Consider the following 21,428-nt stretch of genomic DNA (forward strand, 5'->3'; position numbering starts at 1 on the left):
GCTCTGCCGCGCGCCACTATCCTGTTAGAATCAGCTGCAGTAGCCGATTTAGCGGCTGGGCGCCCTTGCAGTGCAGGGTTTCGCCCGCAGATAACACCAGTTCCCGCTCGGAGAGACAACGAATGAAGAAGCACATGTTGATGGTCGCACTGGCATTTGCCGCGACGACACAAGCGGCAGTCCCGCAGCCCGTCAAGGTAGGCGCCACCCAGCTGCGGCCGGTTGCGACGCAAACGCAGGCCGCCGCCTGGGCCGCCACCGTCTTTGGACGCCACCATTACAAGGTCACGCCGCTCGACGATGCGATGTCCGAAAAGATTTTCGACCGCTACCTCAAGTCCCTCGATGGCGACCGCCTGCACTTCCTGCAGAGCGATATCGACTCGTTCGACAGCATCCGTACCAAGCTCGACGACGCGATCAAGACAGAAAACCTGACCACGCCGTTCGCCATGTACAGCCTGTACCAGCAGCGTTTCAACGAGCGCTTCGCCTATTCGCGTGAACTGCTCAAGGGTAAGTTCGACTTCACCGTCGACGAAACCTTCCAGATCGACCGCGAAAAAGCCGCCTGGCCGAAAAACCTGGACGAAGCGCACGACTTGTGGCGCAAGCGCGTCAAGAACGACTGGCTGCGCCTCAAGCTGGCAGGAAAAGATGACAAGTCAATCCGCGACACTTTGGATAAGCGCTACGAAAATTACGCCGGCCGCATGAGCAAGGTCGACAGCGAAGATGTGTTCATGACCTTCATGAATGCCTACGCCACCTCGATCGAGCCGCACACCAACTACCTCGGCCCGCGTTCGGCCGACAATTTCGCCATCGCCATGCGCCTGTCGCTCGACGGCATCGGCGCCGTGCTGCAGCAACGCGAAGACTACACCGTCATCCGCGAAATCGTGGTCGGCAGCCCGGCCGGCATGTCCGGCAAGCTCAAGGTAGGCGACCGCATCGTCGGCGTGGCCCAGGCCGATTCGCCTGGTTTCACCGACGTGCTCGGCTGGCGCATCGATGATGTGGTGCAGCTGATCCGTGGCCCCAAGGAATCGGTGGTGCGCCTGAACGTGCTGCCGGTCGATGCCGGTACCGATGGCAAGACGGTCACGGTGGCGCTGGTGCGCAAGAAAATCAACATGGAAGAGCAAGCCGCCAAGAAAACCATCATTGAAGTCAAGGATGGCGGCGTCAAGCGCCGGGTGGGTGTGATTTCCCTGCCGACCTTCTATCTGGACTTTGATGCGCGCCGCCGTGGCGACAAGGACTTCAAGAGCGCCACGCGCGACGTGGCCCGCATCCTGGGCGAGCTCAAGAAAGAAAAAGTCGACAATGTGCTGATCGACCTGCGCAACAATGGCGGCGGCGCCCTGGGCGAGGCGGTCGAGCTGACCGGCCTGTTCATCGACAAAGGCCCGGTCGTCATGCAGCGCAGCGCCGATGGCAAGGTCGAGGTCGAAAACGACACCCAGCCCGGCCTGGCCTGGGATGGCCCGATGGGCGTGCTGATCAACCGCGGTTCGGCATCGGCGTCCGAGATTTTCGCCGCCGCGATCCAGGATTACGGCCGCGGCCTGGTGCTGGGCGAACCGAGCTTCGGCAAGGGCACGGTCCAGACCCTGGTCAACCTCGACCGTGGCAACCCGGGTGAAAAAGCGCGCTACGGCGAGCTCAAGATGACGATTGCGCAATTTTTCCGCATCAATGGCGGCACCACGCAGTTGCGCGGCGTCACGCCCGACATCAAGATGCCGGTTACGTCCGATCCGGAAGGCTTCGGCGAGTCCAGCTACGACAATGCCCTGCCGTGGGTTGCGATCAAGCCGGCGGTGTATACGCCGTCTGGCAACCTCAAGCAACTGGTTGCTCCGCTGCAAAAACGCCACGAAGCGCGCATCGCCAAGGATAAGGACTTCCAGTACCTGCAGGAAGACATGGCCGAGTTGCGTAAGCTGCGCAAGGATAACGTGATTTCGCTCAACGAAGCGGTGCGGCGCAAGGAACGCGATGCGCTCGAAGCCAAGGCCAAGCAGCGCGAGGCCCGCCAGGTCGCCCTGCGCGCCGCCGTCACCGACGATCCGGCCGACGTGACCGACGCCAAGGATGCGCGCAGCAAGCTGGCGTCGCCGGCCAAGACGAGCAAGGCTGCTGTCGCCAAGGCCAACCGTCAGGACGATGGCTTGCAGGCCGACGAGCGCAATCTGGCGTCCGAACTGGCCGCCGAAAAAGCGGCCAAGGATGCCAAGGATGTGATGCTGCAGGAAGCGGCGCACGTCCTCTCCGACGAAGTCGAGATGCTCAAGACCGATACGCGGATGGCAGCACGGCTGATGCCTTATTTGCCGGCCGCCAAACCCGGTAACTGAGCAGGTCTGAAGTAATTTGCGACAACGGGGCCTGACGGGCCCCGTTGTCGTTTACTCCCCGGCCTGCCTGACATGTCTGCTTTTCTCAATCCTGTGGTGCGCCCATGCTTTCCATCCGACGCACAGCAGCACAACGGCCATTGCTGCGCTCGCCATGCCAGTGGTGATCGCGTTGAAGAGCCCGCGTTCAAGGGTTGTCGCATGTCGAAGCAGCAGCCCCGCCGCGCTGCCAGCCACGGCCGCCGCCCCGACCATCGCCAGAACCAGCACCCGCTGGCGGTTGCTCAAAGAAAGTGGATACGCTGGGCCGGGCTGGCTGCGTAAAACCCAGGCGGCGGTGCAACTGGCGATCACCAGGAATCCGATCAGACTGCTCATATGCTGCAGAACTTTGAACACGGGTATGTCGTGGCCGCCGATCGACGCCAGCGCGCGTGCCAGTCCGAAGTGATTGACGAGCAATGTACCGGGGTGCGTGAAAGCGTCCCAGGCAATATGGGTCGAGGCACCGATTGCCAGCGAAAGGAGCGCCACCCATGCCGCTCGCGCACCTGGAAAAGGCATCGGAATTTGCCACGCCATGCGCGCGCTCAGCGCCTGCGGCAACCATGCAAGGAATGCTTGCCTCAACAGGGCGTAATAGAGGAGATACACCAGGGCGCCGACGGGGACGCAATACAGGAGTATCCCGGACACGCTGTGACTGAACCTGCCGCTGACGCCAAAGGCAAAGAAGTAGACGAAATCCGGCATCATGCTGCCGATCACCAGCGCCGGCAGGGATGTGACACCGCGTGCACATCGATGCAACGGAATGACAATGGCGGGATGACATAAGGTAAATGGCATTGGAGCCTTTATTGCCGCGCCCTTCGGCCACTGCTTCGCGGCTGCGTATCGGGAAATTTGGCAATGAACGAGCGCTGAGCGTGCGCCGGAAGGTTGATGAGTGTCGTCGCGCCGCTGTCCCAGCAGGCGATGTCGAATCGAGCGCCGTCATTGGCCAAGGTGGCGCATGTCACCCGGGGATTATTTAGGACGATGCAGCGCGCAGAGTTTATTCCCGTCCGGATCGCGGACATACGATAAATACACGGCGCCCATGTCGCCTTCACGCAAGCCCGGAGGGGCTTCGCACGATACGCCGCCATGCGCCACCGCGACATCGTGAAATTGCGTTACCTGCTCAGGCGAATTGCATTTGAAGCCGATCGTCGCGCCGTTCGAGCACGTCGCTTCCTCGCCGTTGATCGGCTCGGTGATGCAAAACGTGCTTCCATCATGACGATAGAATAGCCGGGTGTGACCGGATGCGGCCACATTGCGAAGCGGCTCGCCCGCGCCGAGCGTGCCGAGCAGCGCGTCATAGAACCGTTTTGAGCGCTCGATATCGTTCGTGCCCACCATGATGTGATTGAACATACTATTTCTCCTTGTATCCTGACTGTTCTCAGGGCTTGATTCTTGTGGTGGTGGCGATGCCGCGGCTTATTTCGCCCTTGATTTTTCGGCGGCTTCGAGCTCCCTGAAGTAGGCCGCCTCGAATTTGCCGAGATCAATGTCACGCAGCGCCGCATTGAACGACTGTTGCAAGCTCAGCCCCGCTTTCGTGGGCTGGAAGCAGATGTGCACCGCCATCTCGCCGAGGATATTGTCGTGAAAAACGACCTGCTCGCGCTGACCCGCGAACTCAGGGGAACTAAACAGCAGGTAACGCAGCACGGCCTTGTCGATGACAATCGCGGGCACCCGCGCCGCCAGCAGTTTCTTGAGATTGAGCAGGTCGCCGCGCGAGAGGTCGGCGCGGATCTTGCCCGCCTTGACCATCGCGTCGAAGAGGGCGCCATTGGCGTAGCCCGCGACCACGCCGATCTTCATGCCGGCCAGGTCACCCACGCTGTGCCAATGCAAGGGTGTGCTCTTCAGATAAGCCAGGCCGACGATGCTGGTGCTGATCGGCGCCGACAAGTGACAATCGCGCGCGCGTTCTTCCGTGTAGTAGGCCGGAAAATAACCGGCAAACCGGGGATCCTCGTGGCCGAGCTGCACGGTCCTTAGCCACGGAAAATACGCGAAGCGCACGGTATAGCCAAAACGCCGCGCCGCCGTCGCCACCACCGCGCTTGCCGCGCCGTCCAACGGCAACCGCGCCCCGGTGTAGGGCAACCAGTCTGTGCTCGCCAACAACATCTCGGGCGGTGAAGCGGCCGCCCTGGCGCCGCCGCCCGTGCCGGCGACCGCGCCCAGGCTCAGCACGCAGCACAGCGGCAGTGCCAGCAGGCGAGCGGGAAGTCGGCAAGGCGTCATCAATCGCGCTCCGGGTGAGCCGCGGCGGGCTTGTTGTTACTTGAAACGCAACAGTACTGTCCCATTACACGCCGATATGTCATTTAATGCAGTCAGATTAACATGGGCTGGCGCATGATTGTGCAATGGCAAAGTATCGCAAATAGGCGTGCTGACTAATTTTGCCGTCCTGCGCCGCACGCCAACCGTGTGCTTCTGGCTAAGACTAATTGCAACCGATGTCATTTCTGATTTTCCAGGACGCCACTGCTGGACCGCCAAGGCCGGGTGGCCGGTCAAACGATGGAGGCGCCTCATTGAATTGTCGGTCGAGGTGATCTGAACCCGCAGTTTACTGCCTCACATGGACCGATATGGAGGGCCGCAAAAGCCATCTTCCCGCCGCGATTATTTCGGGTACAATCATTGTGAACGGTCGTGCTATTTTTAGGCGATAACAACAAGGAGACTGTATGGACCTGAACTATACGAGCGAGGACCTGGCGTTCCGCGACCAGGCGCGCGCCTTCCTCGACGCCAATCTGCCGGCCGATCTGCAGCAAAAGGTGCGCAAGCACTTGCGCCTGTCGAAGGACGACTATGTGCGCTGGCACCAGACCCTGGCCAAACAAGGCTGGGTGGCGCCGGGCTGGCCCATCGAATTCGGCGGCCCTGGCTGGAGCGCCGTGCAGCGCCACATCTGGGAAGAAGAATGTGCCCGCGCCGGCACCCCGCCAATCCTGCCGTTTGGCGTGAACATGGTCGCCCCGGTCATCATGGCCTTCGGCAGCGACGAACAGAAAGCCCACTTCCTGCCGCGCATCCTGTCGTGCGAGGACTGGTGGTGCCAGGGTTACTCGGAACCGGGCGCCGGCTCCGACCTCGCATCGCTCAAGACCAGCGCCGCAAGGGATGGCGATTTTTACGTCGTCAACGGCCAGAAAACCTGGACCACCCTGGCCCAGCATGCCGACATGATCTTCTGCCTGGTGCGCACCGACAGCGGCGTGCGCAAACAGGAAGGCATTTCCTTCCTCCTGATCGACATGCACAGCCCCGGCGTGACGGTACGCCCGATCATCATGCTCGACGAAGACCACGAAGTGAACGAAGTCTTCTTCGACAATGTGCGCGTGCCGGTGCAAAACCTGGTCGGCAAGGAAAACAAGGGCTGGACCTACGCCAAATACCTGCTCGGCCACGAACGCACGGGCATCGCCGCCGTCGGCCGCTCCAAGCGCGAACTGGCCTCGCTCAAGCGCATCGCCGCGCAGCGCAACAAGCATGGCAAGCCGCTGATCGAAGACCCGCTGTTCGCCGCCAAGGTGGCCACCCTCGAAATCGAACTGATGGCGCTGGAGATGACCGTCATGCGCGTGCTGGCGCAAGAGCACAAGGCGCCCGGACCGGAAGCGTCGGTGCTCAAGGTGCGCGGCACCGAAATCCAGCAGACCCTCACGGAGCTGATGGTCGAAGCGGTCGGCCCGATGGCGCTGCCGTTCGACCCGGCCTATCTGGAATCGGAGACGCCGCACAGCGTGTTCGACGATGACGATGCCGCGCCGTTGGCCGCGCACTACTTCAATTTCCGCAAGACCTCCATCTACGGCGGCTCGAACGAGATTCAACGCAATATCATCACCCAGATGATCCTGGGCCTGTGAGGGACTGACATGGATTTCAACTTCAAGGAAGAACAGCTGGCCTTCGCCGATGCCCTCAAGCGCTGGGTGAGCAAGGATTACAGCTTCGAGGCGCGCAAGAAGATCGTTCACTCCGATTCGGGCACCTCCGACACGGCATGGGCCGCGCTGGCCGAACTGGGCATGCTGGCCTTGCCGGTGCCGGAAGAGCAGGGCGGCTTCAATGGCACGGCGGTCGACATGTTCGTCGTGATGCAGGAGCTGGGGCGCGGCCTGGTGGTCGAACCGTATTTCGCCACCGTGCTCGGCGCGCATTTCCTGACCTTGGGCGGCAAGCACCCCGACCTGCTGGCGCAAGTGGCCGGCGGCGAACTCAAACTGGCGTGCGCGCTGGCCGAAAAACAGGCGCGCCACGACCTGTCGGACATCGCCACCACGGCCGTCGCCAGTGCGGGCGGCTACATCCTCAATGGCCACAAGAGCGTGGTGATTCACGGCGGCCAGGCCGGCAGCGTGATCGTGTCGGCACGCAGCAGCGGCGCGCAGCGCGGCAGCGACGGCGTGTCCCTGTTCGTGGTGCCTGTGGATGCCGATGGGGTCGCCGTGCGCGACTACCGCACGCTCGACGGCCAGCGCGCCGCCGAGATCAGCTTGACCAAGGTGCAGCTGCCCGCCGCCAGCCTGATCGGCGTGGAGGGCCAGGGCTGGGAACTGCTCGACGCCGGCGCCGATTATGGCGCGGGCCTGCTGTGCGCCGAAGCGCTGGGCGCGATGGAAGCGATCTTCGCGGCCACCCTCGACTACCTCAAGACGCGCACCCAGTTCGGCGCGCCGATCGGCAAATTCCAGGCGCTGCAGCACCGCATGGCCGATATGTACATTCACCTGGAGCAGGCGCGCTCGATGGCCTTGCTGGCCGCCGTGCGCCTGGCCTCGAACGATGCGGAAGAACGGCGCCGTACCGTGTCGGCTGCCAAGTTCCGGGTCGGCCAGGCGCTCAAGTTCGTCGGCCAGCAGGCGGTCCAGCTGCACGGCGGCATGGGCGTGACCGATGAACTGCCGGCCGCGCACCACTTCAAGCGCCTCACCATGATCGAGCTGACCTTGGGCGACTCCGACCACCACCTGCAGCGCTTCATCGCGCAGCCGGGTTTCGCGGCCGGAGAGATGGCATGACGAAAACCACTTGGTATTTCGAGGACTTTTACGTCGGCCAGGAGATCGAGCTCGGTAGCCGCACCGTGAGCGAAGACGAAATCATCGCTTTCGCCACCCAGTTCGACCCGCAGCCCTTTCATGTGGACCATGACGCGGCCAAGGCGTCCATCTTCGGCAGCGTCATCGCCAGCGGCTGGCACACTTGCAGCATGATGATGCGCATGGTGGTCGACGGCCTGTGGTGCGCCTCGTCGAGCATGGGTTCCCCGGGCCTGGACAAGGTGCGCTGGCCGCAGCCGGTGCGCGCCGGCGACACGCTCACCGTCACCTACATCACCACCGCGCTCAAGCCATCGAGCTCGCGTCCCGACCGCGGCGTGGTCTGGTCGACCTGGCGGGCGGTGAACCAGCACGGCGAGGTAGCGTGCATCATCGAAGGCATGGGCATGCTCGGGCGCCGCCCGAAGGAGGATCGCGATGCGTGAATTTGCCACCCTGGCCGACATGCAGGCGCTGACCGGGCAGGAACTGGCCGTGTCGGACTGGGTAGAGATCACCCAGGAGAGGGTCAATCTGTTTGCCGACGTCACCGAGGACCACCAGTGGATCCACGTCGACCTCGAACGCTGCGCGCGCGAATCGCCCTTCGGCGGCCCGGTGGCGCATGGCTTCCTGACCCTGTCCCTGATTTCCGGCCTGTTCGAGCGGGCGCTGCGCATGGTGGACGCGAAGATGGTCGTCAACTATGGCTTGAACAAGGTGCGCTTTCCGGCCCCGGTGCCGGTCGGCAGCCGCGTGCGCGCGCGCCTGACCTTGCAGCAGGTCGAACCCATCGACGGTGGCGCGCAGCTCGAATGGAGCGTCGTCGTCGAGCGTGAGGGCGGCACCAAACCGGTGTGCGTGGCCGAACTGCTGATCCGCCGCTACGCCTGATCGTGCCGATCCGGCCCTGCGCGAACGTGGCGGCAAGATTTACCTGGCCGGGGTCCAGCCGGCCGCTATGTTTCGCACAACCTGCAACACCATCTGCTTGCTCGCATCGACCCGCTTCCCGCTGCGCCACGCCATCATGACTTCCCACTCCCACAGCGGCAAATCGGCGATGTCGAGTTTGACCAGACTCCCATCCTTCAACTGTTTCGCTACCGCCATTTCAGGCATGAACGTCAGGAAGCCATGCTCCAGCGCCAGCTCAAGTGCGGCACTGGCCGGCTGGATCGCATGAATCGGTATATTCGTTGTGCGATTAGCGTGCAGGCGTCCGATTAATTCATCGCATTCCGCCCCCCAGAATTGCGGGGCCAGTTGTGCGTTCGCGATATCGGCCAGCATGCAAGCGGGCGAGCGCGCGAGCGGATGATCGCGCTGCACCACGGCGATAATGGGCGACACGCAAATGCGTTCCAGTTCGATACCGGCAATCGCAGGGCATCGCAATACAAAGCCGAGCTGGGCTCGATCGGTGAGGAGCAACTCCATGATGATCGGCGAGTGGTTCGTGGTACAGCGAATTTCCATGGGCGCCTCCGCCAGGGCCAGCAGGATCGGGCCGAACAGCATGGACGCGAGCGACGGCACACAGGCAAGGCGCATTGTCGGCAAGGCGGGCACGCCCTGGACCGATTCCATGCCGAGCTCGAGCGCAGCGAGCGCGGCCCGCGCGGCCGGCAGGAACGTGACGCAGGCTTCGGTGGGCAGGGCGCCGCGGCGGTGGCGCCGGAATAGCTGTACGCCAAGCTGATCTTCCAGCGCGCTCACCCGCTGACTCACTTGTGGCTGCGACCAGCGCCGCCGCGCGGCGGCCTGGGTAAAACTGCCGTATTCCACGATTTCCATCAACAGGCGCAGATCGTCGAAACTCACAGACATAAAAATATCCAATATCAAACATCCAAATTTGGTGGCTTCTATTATGTCTCGCTCTTGCCTAAGATGAAAGATCGTTGATGACGTGGGAGCAGGAACATGGCGGGATCCAGCGGCGCGAGGGTGCGGGGCAAACGTTTTATCATGATCGACAATCTGTTGGTGGTGGCCGGTTTCTATCTGGTCTTTCCCATCATCGGCCTGCATTTTATCGATCAGCTCGGATGGGCCGCGGCGGCGGTCGGCCTGGCGCTCGGCTTGCGCCAGGTGTCGCAACAGGGGCTGGGGCTGCTCGGCGGTTCGCTCTCCGACCGGTTTGGCGCCAAGCCCCTGATCGTGGGCGGCATGCTGCTGCGGGCCGCCGGTTTCGGGCTGCTTGCCTACGCCGCCAGCCCGGCCCACCTGTTCGTTTCCTGCATCTTGTCAGGGCTGGGCGGCAGCCTGTTCGAACCGGCGCGCGGGGCGCTGGTCGTCAAACTGACCCGTCCGGCCGAGCGCAGCCGCTTCTACGCCCTGCTGATGATGCTCGAAAGCGCGGCGGCCGTGCTGGGCGCCTTGCTCGGCACCTTCCTGCTCGGCCTGGATTTTTATTGGGTCGCGATGGGCGGCTGCGCGGTGTTCGTGCTGGCGGCGCTGGTCAATGCGCTGGCGCTGCCCGCCTACCGGGTCGCCGTTCCCGGCACGGCTGCGCTGGCGGCGATCCGGGTGCCGCTTGGCGACAAGCCCTTCCTGACCCTGGTGCTGACCTTGAGCGGTTACTACGTGTTGCAGGTCCAGCTGATGTTGCTGCTGCCGGTGCTGCTGACCCACGTGACCGGGACCACCCAGTCCGTCGCCTGGATGTACAGCATGGATGCGCTGCTCGCCGTGCTGCTGCTCTATCCCATGGCACGCCTGGGCGAACGCTACCTGAGCGAGGAGGCGCGCCTGCTGCTCGGAATCGGCGTGATGACGGCCAGCCTTGCGGCCATGGCGCTGGTATCGGGCGCCGCCGGGGTGTTTGGCGTGATGGCGCTGTTCTATATCGGCGGCCTCATCGCCGAGCCGGCGCGCGAAGCCATCGTGGCGCGCCATGCGACGCTGCGGGCGCGCGCCAGCTACATTGGCCTCGGCAGGATCGGGCTGGCGCTGGGCGGCTTGATCGGCTACGTCGCGGGCGGATATCTGCTCGACGCGGGCAGGGCCTTGGGCCTGCCGGGCCTGCCCTGGATGGTGCTGTGCGCGGTCGGCTGCCTGACCCTGGCCGCGCTGGCGCGGCAGTTCTCCGGCGCCGCCTCCTGGCAGCGGGCGCGCGCATGATGCCCACCGGAGGGTCAGTCTTGCGCGCCGGGCTCCAGCACACCCAGCAGGCGCGACAGGGCGGCATCGATCGCGGCCAGGTCGTCCGCCGCGGTCGAGGCCAATATGCGATGCTGGTTCGCCACGTGGGCCGTCACGGCGCGCTCGATCAGGTCGAGGCCGTCCGCTGTCAGCTGCACCAGCACGCTGCGCGCATCGCCGCTGTGGGGCACGCGCAGGACCAGGCCGCGCGTTTCCAGGCCCTTCAGGCGGTGCGTCATCGTGCCCGAGGTAATCATCAGGCTTGAGAACAGGGCCGTCGGCGCCAGGCGGTACGGTGCCCCGGAACGCTTCAAGGTGGCCAGCACGTCGAATTCCCAGCTACTCATCCCGTAAGCGGAAAACACCTCTTCCTGCCTGCGCTGCAAAAGGGCCGCGCAACGCTTGATGCGCCCGATCGTGCCCATCGGGCCGCAATCGAGATCGGGCCGTTCCCGGCGCCACTGCGCAAGGATCGAATCGACCGCGTCCGGCGCTCGCTCAGTTTCCATGATGAACCTCTCCGATTTATCTTGAACTCAAGATTATATGCTAAGCTATTATCTTCAATTGAAGATAAATGCAAGGAGCACTGGCATGGCTGACACGCAACAACCGCAATCCTGGACCGACTACCTCCTCACCGCCCTGGCGCCGGCCATCTGGGGCTCGACCTATATCGTCGCCACGCAATTGCTGCCGCCGGACCGGCCCTTCACCACGGCCCTGCTGCGTACCTTGCCGGCCGGTATTTTGCTGACCTTGTGGGCCAGACGCCTGCCCGAACGCGCTCAGTGGGGCCGGCTGGCGCTGCTTGCCGCACTCAATATCGGCTTCTTCCAGGCCTTGCTGTTCGTGGCGGCCTATCGCTTGCCCGGCGGCCTGGCGGCCGTGGTGGGCGCGATCCAGCCGCTGCTGGTGGTCGGGCTGGTCTGGGCGTTCGATGGGCGCCGCGCCAGCGCTTTGGCGATCGCGGCCTGCGTGGCGGGGATACTCGGCATGGCGGCGCTGCTGCTCGCGCCGGGCGCCGTATGGGATGGACCCGGCATTGCGGCGGCGCTGGCCGGCGCGGCCTGCATGGCCGCCGGCACCTATCTGGCGCGGCGCTGGAAAACCGAGGTGCCTGTGCTGGCATTCACGGGCTGGCAATTGCTCGCCGGTGGGGTGATGCTGCTACCGGCAGCGTGGGCCATCGATCCGCCGCTGCCGGCGCTGACCGGCACCCAGATGCTCGCCTACGCCTACCTGGTGCTGATCGGCACCATGGCCGCCTATGTGCTGTGGTTTCGCGGCCTGGCGCGGCTCTCGCCGGTGGCGGTGTCGTCGCTCGGTCTGCTCAGTCCATTGACGGCGGTGATTCTTGGCTGGGCCTTGCTTGGGCAAGCCATGACGGGCATGTCGCTGGCCGGGCTGGTGACGGTGTTCGCCAGCATCATCGCGGTACAGTGGGCCACCTTGCCTGGCGCGCAAACGAACGCACCGAGGGGCAGCAATCCTTGTCAATCATGAAGCCGATTTTTTCATCGACGCGAAGGAAGGCACACCGCAACTATCAATATGCACGGGAGAATGGGGCACGCAGTTGGGACTAGTATGGACTGAGGGGTAGCGATCGTCGTTCATACATCAGCCAGGAGTCCGGATGAAACTTGCGAACTTGAAGATCGGTGTTCGTCTGGGGGCCGGTTTCGGCCTGTTGCTGCTGCTGATAGGGACCCTGGTCGGCACCGGCATCACCCTGCTCAACAGCGCAGGCGAGAGCACCGCGCACATGGTCGATCACGAATGGGTCAAGGCCGAAGCGGCCAATGAGGTCAACGTCGGCACGCGCGCCAATGCGCGCAGGACGCTCGAACTGTTCATCGTCAGCGACCCGGCGCAGGTGGCCGCCATCCACCAGCGCATCGAAGCGAACAAGAAGCAAATCGCCGCCGCGCTGGCGACGCTCGACAAGCTGATCGATTCGCGCGAAGGGCGCGAACTGCTGGCGCGGGTGATGCGCGAGCGCGCCGTCTTCGTCACCTCGTACTCGCGCGTCATTAAACTGATCGACGAGAACCAGCGCGATGAAGCATCAGGCTTGATGCGCTCCGAAACCTTGCCCGCGCTCGACGCGCTGCAGGCCTCGATCACCGCCCTGGTCGCCTTGCAAAAGCGCATGGCGGAAGCGGCCAGCGCCGCGGTCGACACCAGCATCGCCGAGGCGCGCACCATGATGCTGTGGCAGGGCGCACTGGGGTTGCTGATCGGCGTGGCGGCGGGATGGTGGATCACCCGCTCGATCATCTTGCCGATCAATGACGCGGTGCGGGTGGCCAGGACGGTGGCGGCGGGCGACCTGAGTGCCCGGATTGCGCCCGGATCGTCCAGCGAAACGGGGCAATTGCTGCATGCCCTGGCCGACATGAACACGGGCTTGCGCAATATCGTCAGCCAGGTGCGCAGTGGGACCGATGCGATCGCGACGGCCTCCGGCCAGATCGCCAGCGGCAACCTCGATCTGTCGGCGCGCACCGAGCAGCAAGCCAGTTCGCTGGAGGAGACCGCGTCGTCGATGGAAGAGCTGACATCGACCGTCAAGCAGAACGCCGACAACGCGCGCCAGGCCAACCAGCTGGCCATTTCAGCCTCGCACGTGGCGGTGCAGGGCGGGGCTGTGGTGGCGCAGGTGGTCGACACGATGGGATCGATCAATGAGTCCTCGCGCAAGATCGTCGACATCATCAGCGTGATCGAATCGATCGCGTTCCAGACCAATATCCTGGCGCTCAATGCGGCGGTGGAAGCGGCGCGCGCCGGCGAGCAGGGGCGCGGCTTCGCGGTCGTGGCCAGCGAGGTGCGCAACCTGGCGCAGCGCTCGGCGGCGGCGGCCAAGGAAATCAAGATGCTGATCGACGACTCGGTGGACAAGGTCGCGCAGGGCAGCGAACTGGTGGACCGGGCCGGATCGACGATGCAGGCGATCGTCACCAGTATCAAGAGCGTGGCCGACATGATGGGCGAGATCACGGCGGCCAGCGTGGAGCAGACCGCCGGGATCGAGCAGATCAACCAGGCCATCACCCAGATGGACGAGGTGACGCAGCAAAACGCGGCGCTGGTGGAACAAGCGGCCGCCGCCGCCGGGGCGCTGCAGGATCAGGCGGGAACCCTGGCTAGTGTGGTCAGCGTGTTCAAGCTGCCGGCCGGCGTGGCGGAAGAACGGGCCAAGCCGGTGCTGCGCAAGGTGCAGGCGCCGGTGGCGGTGGAACGGCCGGCACGGACGGCCAGCCCGGTGGGCGCGCGCAAACGGGAGGTGGCCGCCGCCGGGACGGACGATTGGGAGGAATTTTGAGCAGCCGCTCCCCCTCCTTCCGCGCGCGGCCTGGCTGCCAACGCCGCATTCCTTGATCTGGATCAATTGACGAGGCCGCATCGCCGGCATACAATTTCCATGTAGAAATAATGATTGCAGCACATTAGCGTCGCATGCGAGGTTGCGGCGCTGTTAGCCGCAGCGCCGGCCATTGCTCGTCTTCTTCCGCCCGCCTCAAACCTGCGGGCGGGCTCACAAGCTACTTCTTTCCATTAACGCCGCGGCGTCCAGCCAGCGCTGGCGCGCCCGCATCACCCGGGATAGTCGGATGAATATGACAAATTTACGAATCGGTGCGCGCCTGGGCGGCGCTTTCGGCATCATTCTGCTGATCATGGCGGCCCTGATCGCCACCGCGCTCATTCTGCTCGCCAATATCAGTAGCGTCAGCAGCCACATGATCGAGCGCGACATGGTCCAGGCCGATGCGGCCAACGTCATCAACGTCGGCACCCGTGCCAACGCGCGCGCCACCTTGGAATTGTTCATTGCGCCCGATGCCGCCTACAGCGCCAGGGTGCGCGACAAGATCGAGGTGAACAAGAAGGACATCAGCGCCGCCATTGCGGTACTCGACAAACTGGCCAGCGAAGCCGAAGGCCGCCAACTGCTGGACAGGATCAAGGCCGAGCGGGCGCTGTATGTCGGTTCGTTCGCCAACGTCAGCAAGCGCATCGCCGCGCAGGAGCGCGATGCGGCCGCCACCCTCATGCTGGGCGAGACCCTGCCGGCGCTCGACACCTTGCAGGACTCGGTGACCCGGCTGGCGGGCCTGCAAAAGAAGCTGGTGGGCGACGCCGGCGAGCGCATCGAACAGAGCGCGGTCCTTGCGCGCCGCGCCATGCTGGTACTTGGCCTGGCGGCGTTGCTGACCGGCGCCATGTCCGGCTGGTGGATCACCCGTTCCATCACCGGGCCGATCGGCAGGGCGGTGCGGCTTGCGAAGACGGTCGCCGCGGGCGACCTGACCAGCGACATTGCGCCGGGTTCGGGCGACGAAACGGGACAATTGATGCAGGCGCTCAGCGCCATGAACGGCAGCCTGCAACACATCGTCGGCCAGGTACGCAGCGGCACCGACGCGATCGCGACGGCCGCGGACCAGATCGCCGCCGGCAACCTCGACCTGTCGGCGCGCACCGAGCAGCAAGCCGGTTCGCTGGAGCAAACCGCGTCGTCGATGGAACAACTGACGTCGACCGTCAAGCAGAACGCCGACAACGCGCGCCAGGCCAATCAACTGGCCATTTCGGCCTCGCACGTGGCACAGCAGGGTGGCGCCGTGGTGGCGCAGGTGGTCGACACCATGGGGTCGATCAACGCATCGTCGCGCAAGATCGTCGACATCATCGGCGTGATCGAATCGATCGCGTTCCAGACCAATATCCTGGCACTGAATGCGGCGGTGGAAGCGGCGCGCGCGGGCGAGCAGGGACGCGGCTTCGCGGTCGTGGCCAGCGAGGTGCGCAATCTGGCGCAGCGCGCGGCGGCGGCAGCCAAGGAAATCAAGACCTTGATCGGCGACTCGGTGGACAAGGTCGCGCAGGGCAGTGAACTGGTCGACCGGGCCGGAACGACCATGCGGGCCATTGTCACCAGTATCGGGAGCGTGACCGACATCATGGGCGAGATCACGGCGGCCAGCGTCGAGCAGACGGCCGGGATCGAGCAGATCAACCGGGCGATTGCGCAGATGGACCAGGTGACGCAGCAAAACGCGGCGCTGGTGGAAGAAGCGGCGGCCGCCGCCGGGGCGTTGCAGGATCAGGCGGAATCGCTCGCTTGTGTGGTCAGCGTGTTCAAGCTGCCGGCGCGCGTGGTGGAAGGCCGGGCCGGGCCGGCGCTGCGCGCGGGCGCCGCGTGGGGCGGCGCGACTCGCGCCCTAATCGGCCTGTAGACAATAGCGGTTGCGCCCCCCGGCCTTGGCTTCGTACAAAAGCGCGTCGGCCATCTTGATCAAGCCACCCGGCAGCAGGCCATCGGCCGGCATCAGGCTGGCCACCCCCATGCTCACGGTCAGCCAGGGCGAGGCCCCGGATTTTTCGTGCGGGATGGCCAGCAGCGCCAGTTCGTCGAGCAGTTTTTTGGCCACCACCTCGGCCCCGCGCTTGTCTTCCTGCGGCAGCAGGATCACGAATTCCTCGCCGCCGTAGCGCGCCACCAGGTCCTGCGGGCGCGCCGCCGCGCGCCGCATCGCCGCGCCCACCTGCACCAGGCTGTCGTCGCCGGCCTGATGGCCGTAGGCGTCGTTATACGCCTTGAAATGGTCGATATCGGCGATGATCAGCGCGATCGGCAGCCTGGCGCGCGCGCAGCGCCGCCATTCGGTATCCATCGCTTCATCGAAACCGCGCCGGTTGGCCACCCCGGTCAGGCCGTCGGTCAGGGTCAGCTCGCGCAGCGCGTCGCTTTGGCGCTTGACCGTCAGCTGGGTGCGCACGCGCGCCCGCACCACCGCCGCGTTGACCGGCTTGGTGATGAAGTCGGCGGCGCCGGCTTCCAGCGCGCGCGTTTCATCCTCCGGCGTCTTGAGCGCCGTGACGAAAATGATCGGAATGTCGCGCGTCGCTCCCGACTCGCGCAAGGCCCGGCACACCGCGTAACCATCCATGTCGGGCATCATCGCGTCGAGCAGGATCAGGTCGGGGCGCTGGTTCTGGGCGATGTGCAGCGCCGTGGCGCCGTTCATCGCAAACAGCACGTCGTGCTCGTCCTGCAAGGCCTGGTGCAGGATCTGGATGTTTTCCATCGCGTCGTCGACGATCAGGATACGCCCGTTCCTCGCCATATCGGTCCAACTCATGCATGGTCCCTTCTTTTCAAAATCTCCTGCACCTGCAGCGCGGCGTTGGCAAAGCCCAAGGTGGCGACGGCATCGCCCAGCGCGCCCATCACCGCCGGCGCCAGGGCCGCGTCCAGCACCGGACGCAGTGCGTCAAATGCCGCCATTGCCTTCAGATTGTTATTCTGAAGCAAACTCAGAAGATCCGCCAGCGCCGCATCGACTTGTGCGGGGTCGTGTACCCCAGGCTGCACACCGGCCGCCGCCGGCGCGGGCAGGGCGCGCGCGGTGTCGAACACCGCCTGCAGCGCCTTGTCGAGCGCCCCCAGGCGCACCGTCAGCTCGGCGCTGCCGGCCCCGCGCAAAGCCTGTTCAAAATCGAAGGCCAGCGCCGCCAGCTCGCTCGCCCCCAGATTGGCCGCCACGCCGCGCAGGCGATGCACGCGCTGGATCGCCTCCAGCCGCTCCTCGCCGCGCAGCAGCGCGCGCACCTCGTCCAGGGTCTGGCCCTGCGAACTCTCGAAGCGCTTGAACAAGGTCACGAAGTTATCGACATTGCCGCCGAAGCGCGGCAGGGTCGATGCCAGGTCGATGCCCGGGATATCGAGCGTGCGCACCTTGTCGGGCGGTGCTGCCCTGGACCCACGGGCGCCGCCGGCGGGCGCGCGCGCCTGCGCCTCGGGCACGGCGAGCGCCGACGTCACCCGGATCAGGGTATTGACCATGTTGTCGACGTCGATCGGCTTGGCCACGTGGCCGTTCATGCCGGCCTGGCTGGCATGATGAAGGTCCTCTTCCATCGCGTTGGCGGTCATGGCGATGATCGGCAAGGTCCTGATGCCCATGCGCCGGATCGCTTCGGCCGCTTCGTAGCCGTTCATGACCGGCATCTGGATATCCATCAGCACCGCGTCGTAGCGGCTGGGGGCATCGGCCAGCATGCTCACCGCGATGCGCCCGTTGCCCGCGATGTCGACCGCCGCGCCGGCGTGCAGCAGGATGTACTTGGCCACTTCCTGATTGATCTGGTTATCCTCGACCAGCAGCACGTACATGCCCTTGAGCCGGCCCGCCAGCGGCTGCTCGGGCGTCGCCATGGGCGCCGCTTTCCCGGTGTGCAGCTCGAGCGCCGCCGCCGCCAAGGTCAGCGGCGTCACCGGTTTGCTCAGGATGGCGTCCAGTTTCAGGTCTTCCTGCAGCCCCACCAGCTGCTCGCGCGCGCTTTCGGCCACCATCAGCGCGCAGCGCGGCATCACGATGGCCGGGTCGGCGCGGGCGAAGGTCAGTACCGCGATGCCATCGAGTTCCGCCATGGCCGTATCGAGGAACATCAGATCGTAGGACCAAGCGGCGCGGCCGGCGGCGCGCAGCAGTTCGAGCGCCTCGGCGCCGCTGGCGGCACTGTCGACATGCCATCCGGCGCTGGCGCCCATGCGCGCGATGGCCTCGCGCGCGCTGCGGTTGTCGTCCACCACCAGCACCCGCCGCGCGGCGCCGCCGGGCAGCGCCGGCAGCAGCGGCAGCAGCGCCGCGTCGCACGCTTGGGCGATGCCGAAGGCCGCATCGAAATGGAATTCCGCGCCCGCGCCAAGTTCGCTGCGCACGCCCAGGGTGCCGCCCATCAGGTCGACCAGGCGGCGGCAGATGGCCAGTCCCAGCCCGGTGCCGCCGTATTTGCGGCTGGTCGAGGTGTCGCCCTGCGAGAACGCGTCGAACATGTGCTCTTGCTGCTCGCGCGCGATGCCGATGCCGCTGTCGCGCACGGCGAAGTCGAGCACCACGATCCCGTCGCTGTCGCTGCGGCGCGTGATCGACAGCACCACTTCGCCCTGTTCGGTGAACTTGATCGCGTTCCCGATCAGGTTCAGCAGCACCTGTTCGAGCCGCAACGCGTCGCCGACCACGGTCAGGGGCACCTCCGGCGCCACCGCGTAGACCAGCTCCACCCCCTTGTTCCAGGCATTGGCCGACAGCAGCACCGACATGCTTTCCAGGACCTGGCACAAGGTGAACGGCGCCGATTCGAGCACCAGCTGGCCCGCCTCGATCTTGGAAAAATCGAGCACGTCGGAGAGGATGCCCATCAGCGAACGGGTCGACATCTTGATCTTGGCGACATAACTGCGTTCGCGCCGCTCCAGCGAGCCTTCTTCGAGCAGGCGCGCCAGCCCCATGATGGCATTCATCGGGGTGCGGATTTCGTGGCTCATATTGGCCAGGAACTGGCTTTTCGCGCTGCTGGCCGATTCGGCCCGTTGCAGCGCCTGGATCAACTGCTCGTTGAGCGACTGCAGGCGCAATTCGGTGCGCTTGAGTTCCGACACATCTGAAATGAGCACGTAAAAACCGCGCACCGCGCCTTGTTCGTCGAAGTCGGGGATGTAATTGGCCCAGGTATGGCGCACCTCGCCGGACGGATCCTGCACGTCGCGTGAAAAATGGGTGGCCTTGCCCTCCAGGACCTCGCGCAGGTGCGGCGCGATGTCGGCCATGGTTGCCGGGCCCAGGATATCGTCCATGCGCGCGCCGTTCATCTCGCTCGCGCTGCGCCCGCACAGGTCCTGGTAGCGGCGGTTGGCGAACTGGCAGCGCAGTTCGGCATCCCAGTAGGCGACCATGCCGGGCACGTTGTCGGTGACGGTGCGGATGAAACGCTCGCTCTGTTCAAGCCGCTCGCTGGTGGCGCGCAGGGCCTTTTCGGCGGCCACCCTTTCGCTGATATCGCGCACGGTCGACTGCAAAATGCCCTTGCCGCCGATGTTCACGCTGGTGAGCAGCACGTCGGCGTGGAACAGGGTGCCGTCGCGGCGCATGTGCAGCCACTCGAAATGATGGCTGCCCGTTTCGATCGCGTAGCGGATGAACTGTTCGGCCTTGTCGGCGGAGCGCCGCCCGTCGGGCTGGAACTCGGGCGAGGTGGTGGCCGGCGACAGGGTCAGGAATTCCTCGATGGTGGCGCAGCCGTAGATGCGCACCGCGGCCTGGTTGCCGCCGATGAAACCGGCGCCCTGGGCGACCAGCATATGGGCATCGCCCGACATCTCGTACAGCGCCCGGAACTGCTCGTTGACGTCGCGCAGGCGCTCCGAGAGCAGCTTGCGCTCGCTGACATCGAGCACCACGGCGCTGATGCCGACCAGCGCGTGATCGGGCCCGAACACCGGATGGTAGCTGGTCACCCAATGGCTTTCCACATCGGGCGAGCCGGGCACGGTGCGCGATTCATGCACCGACTTGATCGGCAGGCCGGTATCGCGCACCTGGCGGTACGCCTTCTCGAATTCGGCGCCGAGGGGGCCGAGCAGCTCGGGCAGGGTGTGCCCCAGGTGGGCGGCCACCGGCAGCGCATTGACCGCCGCCAGGTACTCGTTGACCATGACGACGCGCAGGTCGCTGTCGAGCAGGGCCAGGCCCACCGGGGCGGTGGCGTACACGGTTTCGAGCAGGGCGTTGGCGCGTTCCAGTTCCCCGGTGCGCTCGGCGACCAGGGTTTCGAGGTCGTTGCGGTAGCGCTGCAGCTCGCCGTCCATGTGCCGAAGGGCGTCGGCCACCTCGGCCACCTCGCGGATGTGCATGGGCGGCAGCGCCATCGGCTCGCCGCGTCCGAGTGCCGCCGCCGGCGCGCACAGGGAGCGCACCGAGGCGCCGATCACGCCGCCGATGGTCCACGCGGCGGCGAAGCCGACCACCAGCAGCGCGGCCACGCTGAGGAACACGCTGGCCATTGCCTCGCGCATGGTTTCGTTGGCCGCGTCGCGCGGCAGGGCGACCGTCGCGTACCAGCCACGTCTGGGTGAACGCTGCAGGCTGGAGATGACGCGCACGCCCTCGCGCGAGGTCAGTTCCATGGTACCGGCATTGGCGCGATGCGCCAGCTCGGCCATCTCGGGACGGGCCAGCGCGCCGATGAATTTTTCGGGAGCGATGCTGCGCGCGACAAAGATATCGTGGCGGTCGAACAACTGGGCGTTCCAGCGCGGCGGCAGGCGCTGTTCGGCCAGCAGCTGGTTGAAGCGTTCGGGGCGCAACTGGGCCGACAGCACGTACACCACCTCGCCGTGGCGCCGCACCGGCACCTCGACCGAGATGGTGTAGGGATCGGCGGGGCTGGCGCGGTACAGGTCCGAGGTGGCGGCCAGGCCGCTGGCGGCCACCTGGCGGATGGTATCGGCATTGCCGTTGGGCGGCAGGGGCAGGCCGTGGGCGACGCGGGTGTTGAGCAGCGGCGTGCCATCGCGCTCGCTCAGCACGAAGGCGAAGCCCGGGAATTCCGGGCCAAGGATGCTGCGTGCCTGCTGATGGAAGGCGGCCAGGTCGGCGCTGGTCAGGCTGGGCGAACTGGCCAGGGCGCGGGCGGCGGTTTCGCCGGCATCGAGATCGCGCTCGGCGGCCATGAGCACATTTTGCGCCAGCCGCTCGGCATCGCGCAGCAGGTCCTGGCGCTCGCGCTGGAAGGAATCATAGGTCAGGGTGGCGAAGCCGATCAGGGTCGGCAAGGCACAGGCGAGGACCAGGGTGGCGGTCTTCGAGCGGATGGACGGCAGGGATGAACGTGATGAAAACGACACTGCCCGAGCCTCCGACGCATCAAACGCGGCGCCGCGCACCGCTGTGAGAACGATGGTAGCCGAGCACGCGTTTTCTTGAAAGCACTTTGC

The 21,428-nt window shown here is 65.3% G+C and carries 16 protein-coding genes; 9 read left to right on the forward strand and 7 right to left on the reverse strand.

Annotated elements, in window-relative coordinates:
* The first annotated feature begins 122 nt into the window (after nt 1-122).
* The gene (locus IV454_RS21925) at nt 123-2,363 is read left to right on the forward strand and encodes a carboxy terminal-processing peptidase (RefSeq protein WP_206087822.1); all 2,241 of its coding nucleotides are present in this window, start codon (nt 123-125) and stop codon (nt 2,361-2,363) included.
* A gap of 51 nt (nt 2,364-2,414) precedes the next feature.
* Here IV454_RS21925 and IV454_RS21930 read toward each other — a convergent pair whose 3' ends face one another.
* From IV454_RS21930 to IV454_RS21940, 3 genes are all read right to left on the reverse strand, one after another.
* A complete protein-coding gene (locus IV454_RS21930) occupies nt 2,415-3,212 on the reverse strand; it encodes a DUF4184 family protein (RefSeq protein ID WP_206087823.1) in 798 nt (265 codons plus the stop codon).
* A gap of 180 nt (nt 3,213-3,392) precedes the next feature.
* Nucleotides 3,393-3,785 carry a VOC family protein gene (locus IV454_RS21935; protein ID WP_054267779.1) on the reverse strand — a complete coding sequence of 131 codons (393 nt, stop codon included), beginning with the start codon at nt 3,783-3,785 and terminating at the stop codon, nt 3,393-3,395.
* A gap of 66 nt (nt 3,786-3,851) precedes the next feature.
* The gene (locus IV454_RS21940; protein ID WP_206087824.1) at nt 3,852-4,673 is read right to left on the reverse strand and encodes a substrate-binding periplasmic protein; all 822 of its coding nucleotides are present in this window, start codon (nt 4,671-4,673) and stop codon (nt 3,852-3,854) included.
* A gap of 449 nt (nt 4,674-5,122) precedes the next feature.
* On the opposite strand from IV454_RS21940, the gene IV454_RS21945 reads away from it, so the two are divergent.
* From IV454_RS21945 to IV454_RS21960, 4 genes are read left to right on the forward strand one after another with little or no spacing between them, the layout of a single operon-like run.
* On the forward strand, nt 5,123-6,313 hold the full coding sequence (locus IV454_RS21945) for an acyl-CoA dehydrogenase family protein (protein ID WP_206087825.1): 1,191 nt from the start codon (nt 5,123-5,125) through the stop codon (nt 6,311-6,313).
* Nucleotides 6,314-6,322: 9 nt separating this feature from the next.
* Nucleotides 6,323-7,468 carry an acyl-CoA dehydrogenase family protein gene (locus IV454_RS21950; protein WP_206087826.1) on the forward strand — a complete coding sequence of 382 codons (1,146 nt, stop codon included), beginning with the start codon at nt 6,323-6,325 and terminating at the stop codon, nt 7,466-7,468.
* Complete coding sequence (locus IV454_RS21955) at nt 7,465-7,935, forward strand: MaoC family dehydratase (protein ID WP_206087827.1); 471 nt, start codon at nt 7,465-7,467, stop codon at nt 7,933-7,935. The genes IV454_RS21950 and IV454_RS21955 overlap by 4 nt, the downstream gene beginning before the upstream one ends.
* Nucleotides 7,928-8,383, forward strand: coding sequence for a MaoC family dehydratase (locus IV454_RS21960; RefSeq protein WP_206087828.1), 456 nt, complete (start codon nt 7,928-7,930; stop codon nt 8,381-8,383). Before IV454_RS21955 ends, IV454_RS21960 begins: the two co-directional genes overlap by 8 nt.
* Nucleotides 8,384-8,422: 39 nt before the next feature.
* Here IV454_RS21960 and IV454_RS21965 read toward each other — a convergent pair whose 3' ends face one another.
* Complete coding sequence (locus IV454_RS21965; RefSeq protein WP_206087829.1) at nt 8,423-9,331, reverse strand: LysR family transcriptional regulator; 909 nt, start codon at nt 9,329-9,331, stop codon at nt 8,423-8,425.
* 84 nt (nt 9,332-9,415) lie between these two features.
* On the opposite strand from IV454_RS21965, the gene IV454_RS21970 reads away from it, so the two are divergent.
* Nucleotides 9,416-10,615 carry an MFS transporter gene (locus tag IV454_RS21970; RefSeq protein ID WP_206087830.1) on the forward strand — a complete coding sequence of 400 codons (1,200 nt, stop codon included), beginning with the start codon at nt 9,416-9,418 and terminating at the stop codon, nt 10,613-10,615.
* 14 nt (nt 10,616-10,629) lie between these two features.
* On the opposite strand, the gene IV454_RS21975 is transcribed toward IV454_RS21970, so the two are convergent.
* Complete coding sequence (locus IV454_RS21975; RefSeq protein WP_206087831.1) at nt 10,630-11,145, reverse strand: MarR family winged helix-turn-helix transcriptional regulator; 516 nt, start codon at nt 11,143-11,145, stop codon at nt 10,630-10,632.
* A gap of 85 nt (nt 11,146-11,230) precedes the next feature.
* Here IV454_RS21975 and IV454_RS21980 point away from each other — a divergent pair, with 85 nt between their 5' ends.
* The 3 genes from IV454_RS21980 to IV454_RS21990 all read left to right on the forward strand — a co-directional run bounded on the left by IV454_RS21980 (nt 11,231) and on the right by IV454_RS21990 (nt 15,885).
* Nucleotides 11,231-12,142: an EamA family transporter gene (locus IV454_RS21980; RefSeq protein ID WP_206087832.1), complete on the forward strand. Its 912-nt coding sequence runs from the start codon at nt 11,231-11,233 to the stop codon at nt 12,140-12,142.
* A gap of 133 nt (nt 12,143-12,275) precedes the next feature.
* A complete protein-coding gene (locus IV454_RS21985) occupies nt 12,276-13,967 on the forward strand; it encodes a methyl-accepting chemotaxis protein (protein WP_206087833.1) in 1,692 nt (563 codons plus the stop codon).
* A gap of 289 nt (nt 13,968-14,256) precedes the next feature.
* The gene (locus IV454_RS21990; RefSeq protein WP_206087834.1) at nt 14,257-15,885 is read left to right on the forward strand and encodes a methyl-accepting chemotaxis protein; all 1,629 of its coding nucleotides are present in this window, start codon (nt 14,257-14,259) and stop codon (nt 15,883-15,885) included.
* Here the strand turns inward: IV454_RS21990 and IV454_RS21995 are convergent.
* Both IV454_RS21995 and IV454_RS22000 read right to left on the reverse strand, forming a co-directional pair.
* Entirely contained in the window at nt 15,871-16,791 is a 921-nt protein-coding gene (locus IV454_RS21995) for a diguanylate cyclase (protein WP_054267788.1), read from the reverse strand. The two genes, IV454_RS21990 and IV454_RS21995, sit on opposite strands and share 15 nt — an antisense overlap.
* Nucleotides 16,788-21,338: a PAS domain-containing protein gene (locus IV454_RS22000; protein ID WP_206087835.1), complete on the reverse strand. Its 4,551-nt coding sequence runs from the start codon at nt 21,336-21,338 to the stop codon at nt 16,788-16,790. The genes IV454_RS21995 and IV454_RS22000 overlap by 4 nt, the downstream gene beginning before the upstream one ends.
* Nucleotides 21,339-21,428: the final 90 nt, after the last annotated feature.

Source organism: Massilia antarctica, assembly GCF_015689335.1.
GTDB classification, from domain to species: Bacteria; Pseudomonadota; Gammaproteobacteria; order Burkholderiales; family Burkholderiaceae_D; genus Telluria_A; species Telluria_A antarctica.

What these genes read in the sequence shown, in the direction of transcription:
- IV454_RS21925 (WP_206087822.1), top strand. Translation starts at nt 123, where the DNA reads ATGAAGAAGCACATGTTGATGGTCGCACTGGCATTTGCCGCGACGACA.
- IV454_RS21930 (WP_206087823.1), bottom strand. Translation starts at nt 3,212, where the DNA reads ATGCCATTTACCTTATGTCATCCCGCCATTGTCATTCCGTTGCATCGA.
- IV454_RS21935 (WP_054267779.1), bottom strand. Translation starts at nt 3,785, where the DNA reads ATGTTCAATCACATCATGGTGGGCACGAACGATATCGAGCGCTCAAAA.
- IV454_RS21945 (WP_206087825.1), top strand. Translation starts at nt 5,123, where the DNA reads ATGGACCTGAACTATACGAGCGAGGACCTGGCGTTCCGCGACCAGGCG.
- IV454_RS21950 (WP_206087826.1), top strand. Translation starts at nt 6,323, where the DNA reads ATGGATTTCAACTTCAAGGAAGAACAGCTGGCCTTCGCCGATGCCCTC.
- IV454_RS21955 (WP_206087827.1), top strand. Translation starts at nt 7,465, where the DNA reads ATGACGAAAACCACTTGGTATTTCGAGGACTTTTACGTCGGCCAGGAG.
- IV454_RS21960 (WP_206087828.1), top strand. Translation starts at nt 7,928, where the DNA reads ATGCGTGAATTTGCCACCCTGGCCGACATGCAGGCGCTGACCGGGCAG.
- IV454_RS21970 (WP_206087830.1), top strand. Translation starts at nt 9,416, where the DNA reads ATGGCGGGATCCAGCGGCGCGAGGGTGCGGGGCAAACGTTTTATCATG.
- IV454_RS21975 (WP_206087831.1), bottom strand. Translation starts at nt 11,145, where the DNA reads ATGGAAACTGAGCGAGCGCCGGACGCGGTCGATTCGATCCTTGCGCAG.
- IV454_RS21980 (WP_206087832.1), top strand. Translation starts at nt 11,231, where the DNA reads ATGGCTGACACGCAACAACCGCAATCCTGGACCGACTACCTCCTCACC.
- IV454_RS21985 (WP_206087833.1), top strand. Translation starts at nt 12,276, where the DNA reads ATGAAACTTGCGAACTTGAAGATCGGTGTTCGTCTGGGGGCCGGTTTC.
- IV454_RS21990 (WP_206087834.1), top strand. Translation starts at nt 14,257, where the DNA reads ATGAATATGACAAATTTACGAATCGGTGCGCGCCTGGGCGGCGCTTTC.
- IV454_RS21995 (WP_054267788.1), bottom strand. Translation starts at nt 16,791, where the DNA reads ATGAGTTGGACCGATATGGCGAGGAACGGGCGTATCCTGATCGTCGAC.